The organism is Pseudomonas sp. KH_017 (assembly GCF_057840285.1).
The window spans coordinates 2475645-2489434 of sequence record NZ_CM174509.1; the positions used below are offsets into that span (position 1 = coordinate 2475645).

A 13790-nucleotide genomic window follows, 5' to 3' on the forward strand; every position below is an offset into this window, starting at 1 on the left:
CGCGAGCAAGCCCGCTCCCACAGGGGTTGCGGTGAACCTGCGTGACTTATTTCAGTACCAGCATCCGATAAACGCCGTCTTCGACTTCGATCCCGTGGGTGTCATGGGTGAAGCCGGGGAAGGATTTGTCGAAGGCTTCCAGTGCCTTGAGATACGCCAGCAACGGACCGTCCGCAGGCCCTGCGTTCTCACCCGGCATCAACAGCGGGATACCTGGTGGATACGGCACGATACCGGTCGCGGCAAGACGCCCCGCGGCTTCGTTGAGCGTCACCAGCTCGATGTCGTTGCGCACCAGTTTTTCGTAGGCCTCCACCGGGCTGAACTCGGCTTTTGGCAGGGTGCCGAAGGCCTGGGACATGTTGGCGGTGGTCTTGTGTTTCTTCATGGCGGCGAAGATTTCGTCGGCCAGATCCTTCAGGCCCATGCCGGCATAGCGATGCTGGTTGGCGTTGTACAGGTCGGGCAGGCACAGCTCGAGCTCGGCGTTGTCGTCGTAGTCACGCTTGAAGTCGAGCAGGGCGTTGAGCAGCGTGCCCCACTTGCCTTTGGTGATGCCGATGGAGAACAGGAACAGGATGGTGAAGTCGGTGGTTTTCTCGACCACGATACCCTGACGGCCCAGGTACGCCGTGACCACGCAAGCGGGGATACCGGAGGCGAGCAGGTTGCCGTCGTCGCCCATGCCCGGGCTGAGTACCGAGACCTTGATCGGGTCGAGCATGCAGTAACCGTCTTCGATGTCGCCGAAGCCGTGCCATACCGCGTTCGGGTGCAGGACCCAGCAGTTCGGGTCGGTTTTCAGCGTGGCCGGGTCGACCTCATGGAACGGCACGGTCGCTGCGCCAACCTGTACGGTCGGCGGCTGCCAGCAGGTGAAGAACCAGTCATCCTTGCTCTGCATCTCGTTGTGCATGCGCGAGAGGACCTGGCGGAAGCTGATGGCTTCTTCGATCGACTCGTTGGTGAGGATCTGCCCGCTCGGTGCTTCCATCATCGCCGAGCTGACGTCGCAGGACGCCATGATCGCGTAGTTCGGCGAGGTCGAGGCGTGCATCATGTACGACTCGTTGAAGCGCGCATGTTCGATCGGGTTACGCCCGTTACGCACGTGGATCATCGAGGCCTGGGACAGGGCGGCCAGCAACTTGTGGGTCGACTGGGTGGCGAACACGGTCGGCTTGGACTTGTCGTGATCGGCCGGGTTGCCGTGCATGGCATGGCGCCCGCTGTACAGCGGGTTGAAACGCGCATAACCGTACCAGGCTTCGTCGAAATGCAGACGGTCAACGCTTTCGCCCAGCAGGTCTTCGACGCGGGTGACGTTGTAGGTCAGGCCGTCGTAGGTGGAGTTGGTGACAATGGCGTGCACCGGCGTCGGGTCGATGCCTGGCTTGACCAGCGGGTTGTTGGCGATGGCGGCTTTCACGCCTTCGGCGCTCAGGGTCTGCGGCAGGATCGGGCCGATGATGCCGTAGCGGTTGCGGGTCGGCACCAGGTAGGTCGGAATCGCCCCGGACAGGGTCATCGCATGCTCGGCGGACTTGTGGCAATTGCGGTCGCACAGGGCAATCTGGTTGCGCGTGACGCTGGCCATGAGGATGACGCGGTTGGACATCGACGAGCCGTTGGTCACGTAATACGTGCGGTGGGCGCCGAAGACCTTGGCGGCATAACGTTCGCCCTGGCCGATAGGGCCGCTGTGATCGAGCAGCGAACCGAGTTCGCCCACCGAGATCGACAGGTCGGAACGCAGCAGGTTCTCGCCGAAGAACTCGTAGAAGGCCCGGCCTGCGGTGCTCTTCAGGAACGCGGTGCCGCCGGCATGGCCGGGGGTGTGCCACGAGTATTCATAGTTGCGGGCAAACTTCACCAGCGCGCCGAACATCGGCGGCAGGGCGGCCTGGCGATAGCGTTCGATGGCCGCCAGGATGCGTCCGCTGAGGAAACGAGAGGTGTCCTCGGGCAGCCAGATGAAGTCGTCGGCGTGTTGCATGACCAATAACGGAATGGTCGACGCGGTGGTACGGTCGCTGATCAGGAACACCGGCACCCGGGTGTTGCGCTCGCGCAGCTTGACCAGCAATTTGGTGCAGTCGGTGTGGCCTTCGCTGGTGTCCATTTCCCAGCGGATGAGCACGCATTGAATGGCCGGGTCCGAGCGCAGGATCGAGGCGGCATCGGTGAGGCTTTCCGAGGCCAGTACGCTGACACCACGGCCCTCTACGTCGTGGACCAGTTGATCCAGGGCGCGGCCAAACACCGTTCGTTTGTCCGGCGGACTGCTGACCAGTAGCGCCAGCATGCCCAGCGAGTGCTTATATTCCGTCATGCTTGAACCTCCATAGTGGCTGTATTCAGATTGTTCACCGGCACTGGCTCGCCAGTGAGGTGCTGCGCGCTGACGGTTTGCGTCGGTACGCTGTTGTTGAGTGCTTCGAGGCGGATCAGGCGGTTGTTGACGAAGCCGAACAGGGTGTAACCAACGATCGTGGCCACGCCGCCCAGCATCAGGGCCTGCTCACCGGAGCTGTACAGCGCCAGGTAGCTGTAGGCCGCCGCGATCAGGGCAATGACGTTGGTGACCAGTGCCTTGCCTTCCGGCACGTTGGAGACTTTCTGCATGGTCATCAACGCGGCCATGGACAGGATGTACGGCACCAGGTTGGTCACCACTGCGAGATTGACCAGGGTATCGAACTGTTTGCTCAGGTCGGGGCTGATAGTGAGCAGGGCCAGCGCAGTCTGTGCCGCCAGCAGCACCAGCATGCCGACAATCGGGGTTCCCGCTTTGTTGCCCTTGGCGAAGATCGACAGGAAGTAGCCGGTGTCGGCCGAGCTTTTGTACACCTGGGCGATGGTGAACTGCCAACCCAGCAGCGAGCCGATGCAGGCGAGCACCATGGCCGCCATCACGATGTCGCCGACCATTGGGGTGAACATCTTGGCGAACACCAGGCCGAACGGCGCGGTGGACGCGACCAGTTCTTCGTTGCCGACGATACCGAAGATGACGTTGGTGGAGACGATGTAGATCACCGCCGCCCCCAGAGTGCCGCCCAGCACGGCAATCGGTACGTTGCGCTCAGGGTTTTCCACCGCGTCGGTGTTGGCGCAAGCCGATTCCAGACCGAGGAAGGCCCACAGGGTAATGGCCACCGAGGCGCCTGCCGCTTCGAACCAGCCCTTGTCGTGGGGGTTCCAGCCAGCGGCGTATACGCTGCTGTCGAACCAGAACCAGCCCACCGTGGATACCAATACTACCGGTGCAATCACACCCCAGACCGTGACCGCGCCGATCCGGCCGGTAATGTTCGCACCGCCAAAGTTGGCGAAGGTGGTGATCCACAACAGGGCAATAGTGGCCAGGCCTACTTGCAGTGAGTCGAGTTTTATCCCGAACAACACCTGAATATAGCCGACCGCGGTAATACTGATCGCCACGTTGGCAATCAACAGCGAGAGACCGTAGGTGTAGTTGGTGATGTAGTTGCCTGCTTTACCGAAGGTGTATTCGGCGTAACCGCCCATGCCGCCGGTCTTGCGGCTGAGCATCCCGCATCGCGCAAAGGCATAGGCCAGAGCGAGAGAGCCGGTGGCCGTTATCAGCCAGGAGAGGATCGAAATCGCACCGACTTCCGCGAGTTTCGTCGGGAGCAGGATAATGCCGGAGCCCAACATGTTGACGGCGGTCAACATTGTCAGTTGCCCCACACTCATTTTCTTTGCGACTGACATTCCGTTGCCTCACTTAGTTGGCGATTGAGAACCTTAGCTATAGCAAAGGTTTGAAAACTCGCAAGAAATTGACGACCCCCCATCCGGCTTTTTCATTTATTTGCAGAAAAGGCAGGATGCTGGCCCCCAAGTTTCAAAGTTCTCTGCAAAATTAGTTGGTTTTCAACTGGTTAGATAGGTCAAGATGCGCAAGATATGGATCGCATTAATTCCGGTAATAGTTGCGGGCATAGCCAACTCGGCTCAAGCAAAAGAACTGGCTGCCAATGATAAGTACATGTGCAGTTGGGGTGCGGGCACCGCTGCGAGGGCGCAGGAACTCAAGCTTTCAGGTGTTTCCTTGTATGCCGCCCGCCAGAAAATCCAGGTCTACAAGTTCGCTAAAAGCTGGATGCGCATGATGGCTCTTGGCATTACAGAGCAAACTTATGACAGTCCGTCGCGATTCAAACCGAGCGCTGTACGCCAGAGCTTTTATGAGGACTGCGTCAGGTACAAGTTGGCGCGTAAATAAAGAAGAAGCGGGCGCCGGTCGGATCGTCCGCGGTGCGGGGCTGTGACGACTATATTGATTGACCATCCCAGCGACCCGATGGGGTGTAGAACCGGTTTCTTACAACTCAATCAGGAGGTCACCATGAACCAGATCGATAAAGTGTTGTACACCGCCCAAACCCACACCACCGGCGGGCGTGACGGCGCGTCCCGCAGCTCCGACGGGATCCTCGACGTGAAGCTTTCGTCCCCGGGCGCGGGCGGCGGTGGGACCAATCCGGAGCAACTGTTCTCTGCCGGCTGGTCAGCCTGCTTCATCGGCGCCATGCAGGTTGCGGCCAGGGAAATGAAAGTGGCGCTGCCCAAGGATGTGGCCGTCGATGCCGAAGTCGACCTGGGCACCAATGAAGGCGGCTACCTGCTGCAGGCGCGGCTCAATGTCAGCCTGCCGGGGCTGGACCGTGAAACCGCACAAAAAATCGTCGACACCGGGCACCAGTATTGCCCGTACTCGAAAGCTACGCGCAACAACATCAACGTCGTGCTCAAGCTCGTTTGAGTTGATGTGAAAAGGTCTTGGCGAATGACTTGGGTTATCGCCAAGACCTGAATTGCTCGCCCCCACAAATATTGTGGCCGACCGCGGGACTCACATTCACTGAAGATCAAAACTGTGGGAGCGGGCTTGCTCGCGAAGGCGGTGGGTCAGCCAGCATCTCTATTGGATGTGCCGGCCCCTTCGCGAGCAAGCCCGCTCCCACAGGTTCTGTGTTTTAACTGACGGAGCAATCAGTTCATCTTGCTGTGGTCATGCATCATCGTGCTGTGATCCATGGTGCCAATCGCCTTGGCAACGGCTTCAACCTGAATCGACTCTTTCTCGCCCTTGGCGTCTTCGACGGTCAGGGTCAGTGGCACCTTGTCGCCTTCCTTGATCTGACCTGTGAGATTCATCAGCATGATGTGATAGCCGTTGGGATCGAAGCTCACCGCTTTGCCGGCCGGCAGTGCAACGGACTGCACTTGCTGCATTTTCATCACGTCGTCTTTCATGCTCATTTCATGAATCTGCACTAGCCTGGCAATCGGCGTTTGCACGCTCAGCAACTTGCTGTCGCTGCTGGCGGTAACGGTCATGAAGGCGCCGCTCGACGGCTGGCCGGCCACAGTGGCGCGGACCCAAGCGTCGTCGACCCGGGTTTGTGCCGACACCTGAAAGGCCACGCCAACCAGGGACAGGCCCAGTGCCAGTTGCTTGCAGCGTTGCATGAAGCGGTTTTTAGCCAGTGGGGCATTCATTTCAGCAAACCTCCATCACGGTGAGCAGGTCTTCTGCGCACTCTTTGGCCGTCAGGGACGCGGACAGTCCCAGGCGCAGATTGCCCCGGGAGTCGAAGACATAGCTGGTTGCGGTATGGGAGAGGGTATAGGTATCGCCGCTCGGGACCTTTTCAAAGAACACGCCGAATTCCTTGGCGGTGGCGGCGGTTTCTTCAAGCGTGCCGTACAGGGCTTCGAAACTCGGGTCGAAAGCCTTGACGTACTTGTCGAGCAACTCTGGCGTGTCGCGTTCCGGGTCCAGGGTGATGAAGATCACCTGCAGCCTTTCGCCATCGCGACCCATCAGTTTCTTGGCTTGTGCGGCGCGGGCCAGGGTGGTCGGGCACACGGCCGGGCACTGGGTGAAACCGAAGAACACCATCGGCATCAGGCCGCGATAGCTGCCCAGCATCCTGGTTTCGCCCTCTGGGTTCTTGAGCTTGAAGTTACGCCCCATGATCTTGTCGCTCAGGTCCTTGCCGTAGTTGAACGACAGCTTGCTGCTGTCGTCGCAACTGGCGAGCAGGCCCAGGCTCAACAGGCCCATGCCTTGCAGGACAGTCCGGCGGGTATACAAAGTACTCATGAAAAAAGCATCCTGTTGAACAGGCTGAAATGACAGCGTGATGACTGTACAGACGAAAAAATCGCGGGGATGTTAACAAACTGTGCCAGTGCCGGAGGGGCGGATACGACCATTGGACCGGCGCACAGGCGTGACATAGTGTCGCGCCGGAATGAGGCCGACCGAGGGCGAGAGCTCCCTCGCCACAGGTTCAGCGACGCAGCTCCGCGCAATGATCCTGTTCCGGTTGCGCGGCGGTGTACCAGACATAATCCGCACTCTGGGGGGTCACAGTCTTGCCCGCTTCGGCCAGTATCAGCACCGCATTCCCCTCACCGGCACCCAGGTCCTTCAGGTGCAGCGGCACCCCCAGATCCTTGCGCACGTGGAAGGCACCGGCCAGCAACAGCGCCGGTGTCGGCGCAGCCATCAGGCGCTCGGCCATGCGCCGGTCACGCTGTTGTTGCACGGCGAGCATGGCTGGCATCTGTGCTTCGGGCAACAGACCGCAATGGGATTCGCGGATGTCGTCCAGCAAGGTCGCCCGCACCTGTGGGGTGGTGGACGCTTGCCCCGTGAGTACCGGGCGCTGTTTGTAGATCTGCATGATCTGCGCGCGGTCCAGGTTCGCCGCCAACAGCGGATACGGTTGCCTTAGCGCGTAGGTGACGAGTGCGCCATAAACACTCCAGTCCCAATTGGCCTGCCAGGCCAGTGCCTTGAACGCATCGGCCGGTGGCTGACCCGCACGGGTCGCGGCTTGCACGGCATCGACCCTGGCCTGTTGATCGGGATTGAGCATCTCCATCAGCAGGCTGCCCTGAGCCCGTTGTGCCGCCAGTTCGCGCAGCAGCCACAATTGCAGGGCGTGGTGGTCCGGGTTGTCGTGCTGTTCACCGACCAGAACGCGCGGCGCAGCGGCCAGGCGTTCGACCAGTTCCTGCGGCGTCAGCGTACGGCCCGTGGCGAGTTCGCGAATGACCCCAAGGTCGGTGTGATCACGCCCTTGCGGAGCGATCGGCGCCGGCAGTGGTGTGACCTGATGGGTTTGGCAGGCAGCCAACAGGCTGAATGCACAGAGCAACACAAAGCGCATCGGTTTTCCTTATTGGACAGTTGCCCCCTCGATGACAGAGGAGGGGGCGGTATCAGCGCGCGATGATCAACGGGTGGCCGCGTTCCGGGTGTTGGTGAATCAGCACTTCCAGACCATACACCGCCGCCAGTGCTTCGGCGGTCAGCACCTCTGCCGGTGGACCGTAGGCGTGGGGCAGACCCTCTTGCAACAACAGCAGTTGATCGCAGTAACGTGCGGCCAGGTTGAGGTCGTGCAGGATCACCAGCACCGCCGCGCCACGCTCGGCGAAGTCGCACACGGCTTGCAAAATGGTGTGCTGGTGCAGCGGATCGAGCATCGACGTCGGTTCATCGAGCAGCAGGGTTTGCCCTTCGGCGCCCGGCCAGAGCTGCGCGAGTACCCGCGCCAGATGCACGCGCTGGCGTTCACCGCCGGACAGGGCCAGATAACTGCGTCCGGCAAGATGAAGGGCGTCGGCGGCTTTCAGCGCCTCGGCGACGATTTCGGCATCGCGCACCCGACCGCTGGCGTGAGGCAAGCGACCCATGCCCACGACGTCATTGACCGAAAACGCAAAGTTCAGGCTTGAACTCTGCGGCAGCACCGCCAGGCGTTTGGCCCGTTCCTGACCCGGCCAGTCGGCGAGTGGACGCTCGTCGAGGCTGACCCTGCCTTCGCTGGTCGCCAGCTCACCACACAAGGCCGCGAGCAGGGTGCTTTTGCCGGCGCCGTTCGGCCCCAGCACACCGAGCACTTCACCGGGGCGCAACTCGATATCGATGTTCGCCAGTACCGTGCGGTTGCCACGACGTACCAGCAAGTTGTTTGCCCGCAGCATCAGGAACGCCCTCGTACCAGCAGATATAGAAAGAACGGAGCGCCGATCAGTGCGGTCACGATGCCGATTGGCAATTCGGCCGGCGCCAACATCAAACGCGCCGCTAGATCGGCCAGCAACAGCAGGCTGGCACCGGCCAGCAACGAGGCGGGCAGCAACACCCGGTGATCCGGGCCGACCAGCAGGCGCATCAGATGCGGCACCACCAGACCGATAAAACCGATCAGCCCGGCCGCCGCGACCGCCGCGCCGACGCCGAGCGCCGTGCACAACACCAGCTCAAGCTTGATCCGCTCGATGTCGAAGCCCAGGTGACGGGCCTCCGACTCACCCAACAGCATGGCATTGAGTGCCGCCGCGCGACGGGGCAACCACAACGCCACGCCCAGGGTGACGATCAGCAACGGCCACAAGCGCGGGTAACTGGCACCGTTGAGGCTGCCCAGGTTCCAGAACGTCAGGGTACGCAAGGTTGCATCATCGGCCAGGTAGGTGAACAGACCGACCCCGGCACCGGCCATCGCCGTCATCGCCACACCCGCCAAGAGCATGGTGGCGACGTCGGTCTGCCCGTTGCGACGACCAAATCGATACACCACTGCCGTGACGATCAAGCCACCGACGAAGGCGCTGACCGACAGCAGGTAGGGCTCGATCGCCGGCGGCAAGCCACCGAGCAGGCTGCCGCCGACGATGGCCAGGGCAGCACCGAGCGCCGCACCACCCGAGACGCCGACCAGACCCGGATCGGCCAAGGGGTTGCGGAACAACCCCTGCATCGCCACGCCGGACAACGCCAGAACCGAGCCCACGGCGATACCGAGCAAGCTGCGCGGCAGGCGAATCTGCCCGAGGATCAACTCCGCCTGCTGCGTGTCGCCACCGTCAAATGGCAACCCGAGCAGGCGCATCCCGCCCAGCAAGGTATCACCCAGCGGCAGGCTGACCGGCCCGAGGGCCAGGGACAGCCAGAACACCAGCACCAGCAACAGCAGTAAAAAGATCAACGTCGGACGCGGCCGAAAAATGGCCGTCATGGGTTGATCCTGGCGGTCTGCGCCGTGGCGTCCGGGTAGAACGCCGTGGCACAGGCCAGCAGTGTCTTGATACGCATCGGGACTATTCCTTAGCCGATCAAAGGGGGGCGGGCATCGAAACCTTCGTAGCGGGTGATGATGCCATCGACGCTCGGCTTACGCACACGCCACGGTTTGGTCATGCCAGAGGTTTTCAGGTGCAGGTTGGACATTGGGGCGAGCACGTTGAACCCGATGTCCATGCAGCGTCGGTTGAGTAGCGCCTACGATCATGAGAAGAACTTGTGATCATCACGATTAAAATGAGTTTGTCTCACTCGCTGGCACTGCGGACAATGGCTCCCATTGAACGCATTGGAGTTATTTGACATGGCTGTGGCCCATTCCCTTGGATTTCCGCGCATTGGTCGCGACCGCGAACTGAAAAAGGCTCAAGAAGCGTTCTGGAAGGGCGAGCTCGACGAAGCCGGTCTGCGCACCGTGGGCCGCGACCTGCGCAAGACCCACTGGGACTTGCAGAAAAACGCCGGCATCGAGCTGCTGCCGGTCGGCGACTTTGCCTGGTACGACCAGGTCCTGACCCATTCGTTGATGTTCGGTGTGATCCCGGAGCGTTTCCGCCCGCACGATGGCAAGGCCAGCCTGCAAACCCTGTTCGGCATGGCGCGCGGTGTGAGCGACAGTTGCTGCGGCGGCGCGCATGCCCAGGAAATGACCAGGTGGTTCGACACCAACTATCACTACCTCGTCCCTGAGTTCTGCGCCGATCAGCAGTTCCAGCTCGGCTGGGACCAGTTGTTCGAAGAAGTCGAAGAAGCCCGCGCACTGGGGCACAACGTCAAGCCAGTGATCATCGGCCCGTTGACTTACCTGTGGCTGGGCAAGGCCAAGGGCGCCGAATTCGACAAGCTGGAGCTGCTGGATCGTCTGTTGCCGTTGTACGGCCAGATCTTCCAGCGTCTGGCGGCACAGGGTGTCGAGTGGGTGCAAATCGACGAGCCGATCCTGGTGCTCGACCTGCCACAGGAATGGAAAAACGCTTTTGAGCGTGCCTACAACCTGATTCAGCGCGACCCGTTGAAGAAGCTGGTCGCCACTTACTTCGGTGGTCTGGAAGAGAACCTTGGCCTGGCCGCCAACCTGCCGGTGGACGGCCTGCACATCGATCTGGTGCGTGCGCCTGAGCAGTACCCGACCATCCTCGATCGTCTGCCGGCCTACAAAGTGCTGTCGCTGGGCCTGGTCAACGGCCGTAACGTCTGGCGCTGCGATCTGGAAAACGCTTTGGCCACACTGCAGCACGCTCAAGAACGCCTGGGTGATCGTCTGTGGGTCGCGCCATCCTGCTCGCTGCTGCACTGCCCGGTTGATCTGGGGCGTGAGGACAAGCTCGATGCCGAGCTGAAAAGCTGGCTGGCGTTTGCCGTGCAGAAGTGTGAAGAGGTCGCGGTGCTGGCTCAGGCGGTGAATGAACCGGAAGCGCCGAAGGTGCTTGAAGCGTTGACTCAAAGCCGCGCCGTGCAGGCCAGCCGTGCTGCGTCGCCACGCATTCACAAACCGGCCGTGCAGGCGCGTGTTGCGGCGATCACCGCCAAGGACAGCCAGCGTCACTCGCTGTTTGCCCAGCGTATCGCCAAGCAACGCGCCGGCCTGAACCTGCCGCTGTTCCCGACCACCACCATCGGTTCGTTCCCGCAAACCGCGTCGATCCGTCAGGCTCGCCAGTCGTTCAAGCAAGGCAAGCTGACCGAAGCCGAATACACCGAAGCGATGCACAGCGAGATCCGTCACGCCGTGCAAGTCCAGGAACACCTGGGCCTGGACGTGCTGGTGCACGGTGAAGCCGAGCGCAACGACATGGTCGAGTACTTCGCCGAGCAATTGGACGGCTACGTGTTCACCCGTTTCGGCTGGGTCCAGAGCTACGGTTCGCGTTGCGTGAAACCGGCGGTGATCTTCGGCGACCTGAGCCGTCCGAAAGCCATGACCGTGGAGTGGATTCGCTACGCCCAGGGCCTCACCGACAAGGTGATGAAGGGCATGCTGACCGGTCCCGTGACCATGCTGATGTGGTCGTTCCCGCGTGAAGACGTGAGCCGCGAAGTGCAAGCCCGTCAGCTGGCGCTGGCGATCCGTGACGAAGTGGTCGACCTGGAAGCTGCCGGGATCAAGATCGTGCAGATCGACGAAGCCGCGTTCCGCGAAGGCCTGCCGTTGCGTCAGGCGCAGTGGCAGCACTACCTGGATTGGGCGACCGAAGTGTTCCGCCTGTGCGCCTGCGGTGTGCGTGACGAAACCCAGATCCACACGCACATGTGCTACAGCGAGTTCAACGATGTGATCGAGTCCATCGCCGCCATGGATGCCGACGTGATCACCATCGAAACCTCGCGTTCGGACATGGAGCTGCTGGACGCGTTCGAAGCCTTCGCCTACCCGAACGAAATCGGCCCGGGCGTGTATGACATCCACTCACCGCGGGTGCCGGACTCCTCGGAAATGGCCAACCTGCTGCGCAAGGCCGCCAAGCGCATTCCCGCCGACCGCCTGTGGGTCAACCCGGACTGCGGCCTGAAGACTCGCGGTTGGCCGGAAACCGAAGCGGCGCTGGTGCACATGGTCAATGCGGCACGTCAACTGCGTAAAGAATGGGCCTGACTTCTTACTGACATGCTCCTTGTGGGAGCGGGCTTGCTCGCGAAGGCGGAGTGTCAGGCGGCATCGATGTCGAATGTACCGGCCTCTTCGCGGGCAAGCCCGCTCCCACAGTTGATTTGGGTGGTTCGCAGATTTTGCGTACAGCCGCTGACCCTGTGGGAGCGAGCCTGCTCGCGATGACGGAGTGTCAGGCGGCATCGATGTCGAATGTACCGGCCTCTTCGCGGGCAAGCCCGCTCCCACAGTTGATTTGGGTGGTTCGCTGATTTTGCGTACAGCCACTGAACCTGTAGGAGCGAGCCTGCTCGCGATGACGACTCGACAGCCAGTAATGAAGTGATTGCCAGACCGCTATCGCGAGCAAGCCTCCAACGGATTTGCATCAATCAGCGCCGTGGCTCGGCCACCAACAGCAATGACTGCGGTACGGGGCTTTGCGGGTGCTGTGGCTCCTGCAAGCCGGCCAGCATAAACCCCGCCATGTCCAGCGCATTGAACCAGCTGGACAGGGTGCGGAAATACCACGGCATGGGCTGCCACTGCCCCTTGAAGCCGGCGAAGGTCTCTTCCCGCCAGCCATCCTGATAGTCGCCCGCCGCAGCCGCCCACGGGTGCAGCGTCTGGATCACCAGCGCGCCACCCGGGGCGAGCAGGGTGTTCATGGCGGCGAGCAGGGGGATGATGTCCTGATGCAGCAGGGCGAAGTTGGCGCAGATCAGGTTGTAGTCGCGGCCGATGTCGACTTTCGCTTCTGCCAGTTGTTCATAACTCGCCAAATGCACCGGCGCAGCGCCCGCCGCACGCGCCGCCGCCACCAGCGTCCCATCGCCATCCACGCCGACCGCCTCGATACCCCGGTCTGCCAGCGCACGCAACAACCAGCCTTCACCGCAACCCAGGTCGAGCACTCGCTCGGGCTGGCGACCCAGCACCGCCAGCAGGATGGCCTGGTCGGTGACCTTTTGGCGGCTTTCGATGGTGCCGCTGCGTATGGCCTCGATCCAGGCCTGGGCGTTGTGGTGCCAACTGTCGAGGAGTGTGGGTTCGGGGGCTGACATGGTCGATGTCCGGCGTATTGGGTTGGATGAAAGGATCGGGCAACAGAAGATTTACGGCGGAGCCGGTTTTACCCGGCTCCGCCGACTGCGCATGGCTAGGCGCTTTTAGTGGCTGCCAGATGATAGGCAACCAACGCATTAGCGTGACCATGACCCATACCGTGTTCGGTTTTGAGCCAAGCCACTATTTCCATGTGTTTCTTGTCGCTGACGGTCTTGAGCAGGTCCAGCCAATGGCTGATCGGCTGCCCGTACTTTTTTTCAATGGACGGGAAGTACGAAGCCGGTCCTTTGGTTTTTGTCTCTTCGGTCACGATGCAAACTCCCTTTTCGATTTTCCAGGTTCGAAAACAGCACCGGTTACGTTACTTATTTGCCGTCAACGCGTCCATCGTCCAGATAGTCGAACCTGGAACACGTCGTTCTCAGTCATTCATCCCGTCATCGATCGCGATGCCCTGGGCACGCATGGCCTTGATCAACTCGCTACGGGTGCCGGGTAAGTTGAGCATGGTCTTGGCGCGCAACGCGGTGACTTCTTCGGCGGAGTAAGGCTGATAGTCGGCAGGCACGCTTTTGCCCGCCATGCCGTCTTCCCGCATCAGCCAGTTGAGCAAGTCCGCCAGTTGCGCGTTGTTCAGCGCCGACTGCGACATGCCCGGCACCCGCACGAGGAATTCGCGGCCACCGGGGACTTTCAGGAAATTGCCGACAAAGCCTTTCATCCGTGGTGTGTCGTTGGCAGCGGAACCGCTGCCATCGCCCAGGTGGCAACCGGCGCATTGCAGTTGGTAGTTCACGCCGACGCTGTAACCAGCCTGGGCAATCGGGGTTTGCAGTGATTCATTGCCCGGCGCGTGATGCTGGTTCGGGTCGGGAATGGCCCGGGCAAGGGCGAGCGGGGCGCCAAGGGCGCAGACGAGACCGAGTAATATCAAACTACGCATGTAACCCAACTCCGCTGATGACCGGTTTGGCACCTGTAGGAGCGAGCTTGCTCCGG

The 13790-nt window shown here is 61.4% G+C and carries 13 protein-coding genes and 1 pseudogene; 3 read left to right on the forward strand and 11 right to left on the reverse strand.

Annotation, left to right across the window (positions count from 1 at the left end; genetic code table 11):
* Positions 1 to 46 precede the first annotated feature (46 nt).
* Together AC3IT6_RS11275 and potE are read right to left on the reverse strand one after the other, a co-directional pair.
* A complete protein-coding gene (locus AC3IT6_RS11275) occupies positions 47 to 2332 on the reverse strand; it encodes an Orn/Lys/Arg family decarboxylase (protein ID WP_489355517.1) in 2286 nt (761 codons plus the stop codon).
* Positions 2329 to 3738, reverse strand: a complete 1410-nt coding sequence (gene potE / locus AC3IT6_RS11280) for a putrescine-ornithine antiporter (RefSeq protein ID WP_489355519.1) — start codon at positions 3736 to 3738, stop codon at positions 2329 to 2331. Before potE ends, AC3IT6_RS11275 begins: the two co-directional genes overlap by 4 nt.
* A gap of 184 nt (positions 3739 to 3922) precedes the next feature.
* Between potE and AC3IT6_RS11285 the strand changes: the two genes are divergently transcribed.
* The gene (locus AC3IT6_RS11285; protein WP_489355521.1) at positions 3923 to 4252 is read left to right on the forward strand and encodes a hypothetical protein; all 330 of its coding nucleotides are present in this window, start codon (positions 3923 to 3925) and stop codon (positions 4250 to 4252) included.
* A gap of 123 nt (positions 4253 to 4375) precedes the next feature.
* Positions 4376 to 4792 carry an organic hydroperoxide resistance protein gene (locus AC3IT6_RS11290; RefSeq protein WP_150725279.1) on the forward strand — a complete coding sequence of 139 codons (417 nt, stop codon included), beginning with the start codon at positions 4376 to 4378 and terminating at the stop codon, positions 4790 to 4792.
* A 230-nt stretch (positions 4793 to 5022) separates the two neighbouring features.
* Here the strand turns inward: AC3IT6_RS11290 and AC3IT6_RS11295 are convergent, their stop codons facing one another.
* The 6 genes and pseudogenes from AC3IT6_RS11295 to AC3IT6_RS11320 form a co-directional block, all read right to left on the reverse strand.
* Entirely contained in the window at positions 5023 to 5532 is a 510-nt protein-coding gene (locus tag AC3IT6_RS11295; RefSeq protein ID WP_489355523.1) for a copper chaperone PCu(A)C, read from the reverse strand.
* Between the two features lies 1 nt (position 5533).
* Positions 5534 to 6139 (reverse strand): SCO family protein, encoded by a 606-nt coding sequence (locus AC3IT6_RS11300; protein ID WP_489355525.1) that lies wholly within the window; start codon positions 6137 to 6139, stop codon positions 5534 to 5536.
* 190 nt (positions 6140 to 6329) lie between these two features.
* Positions 6330 to 7214, reverse strand: a complete 885-nt coding sequence (locus AC3IT6_RS11305; protein ID WP_489355527.1) for a ChaN family lipoprotein — start codon at positions 7212 to 7214, stop codon at positions 6330 to 6332.
* Between the two features lie 52 nt (positions 7215 to 7266).
* Positions 7267 to 8034 carry a heme ABC transporter ATP-binding protein gene (locus AC3IT6_RS11310; protein WP_489355529.1) on the reverse strand — a complete coding sequence of 256 codons (768 nt, stop codon included), beginning with the start codon at positions 8032 to 8034 and terminating at the stop codon, positions 7267 to 7269.
* Positions 8034 to 9017, reverse strand: a complete 984-nt coding sequence (locus AC3IT6_RS11315; RefSeq protein WP_489356527.1) for a FecCD family ABC transporter permease — start codon at positions 9015 to 9017, stop codon at positions 8034 to 8036. Before AC3IT6_RS11315 ends, AC3IT6_RS11310 begins: the two co-directional genes overlap by 1 nt.
* 149 nt (positions 9018 to 9166) lie before the next feature.
* Positions 9167 to 9310 (reverse strand): annotated as a pseudogene (locus AC3IT6_RS11320) (hemin-degrading factor); the annotation flags it as partial.
* 130 nt (positions 9311 to 9440) lie between these two features.
* Here AC3IT6_RS11320 and metE point away from each other — a divergent pair.
* Positions 9441 to 11729: a 5-methyltetrahydropteroyltriglutamate--homocysteine S-methyltransferase gene (metE, locus tag AC3IT6_RS11325; RefSeq protein ID WP_489355531.1), complete on the forward strand. Its 2289-nt coding sequence runs from the start codon at positions 9441 to 9443 to the stop codon at positions 11727 to 11729.
* Between the two features lie 386 nt (positions 11730 to 12115).
* Here the strand turns inward: metE and AC3IT6_RS11330 are convergent, their stop codons facing one another.
* The 3 genes from AC3IT6_RS11330 to AC3IT6_RS11340 form a co-directional block, all read right to left on the reverse strand.
* Positions 12116 to 12787 carry a class I SAM-dependent methyltransferase gene (locus AC3IT6_RS11330; protein ID WP_489355533.1) on the reverse strand — a complete coding sequence of 224 codons (672 nt, stop codon included), beginning with the start codon at positions 12785 to 12787 and terminating at the stop codon, positions 12116 to 12118.
* A gap of 95 nt (positions 12788 to 12882) precedes the next feature.
* The gene (locus tag AC3IT6_RS11335; RefSeq protein ID WP_489355535.1) at positions 12883 to 13101 is read right to left on the reverse strand and encodes a DUF4287 domain-containing protein; all 219 of its coding nucleotides are present in this window, start codon (positions 13099 to 13101) and stop codon (positions 12883 to 12885) included.
* A 111-nt stretch (positions 13102 to 13212) separates the two neighbouring features.
* Positions 13213 to 13734, reverse strand: coding sequence for a cytochrome C (locus AC3IT6_RS11340; RefSeq protein ID WP_489355537.1), 522 nt, complete (start codon positions 13732 to 13734; stop codon positions 13213 to 13215).
* Between the last annotated feature and the right edge of the window lie 56 nt (positions 13735 to 13790).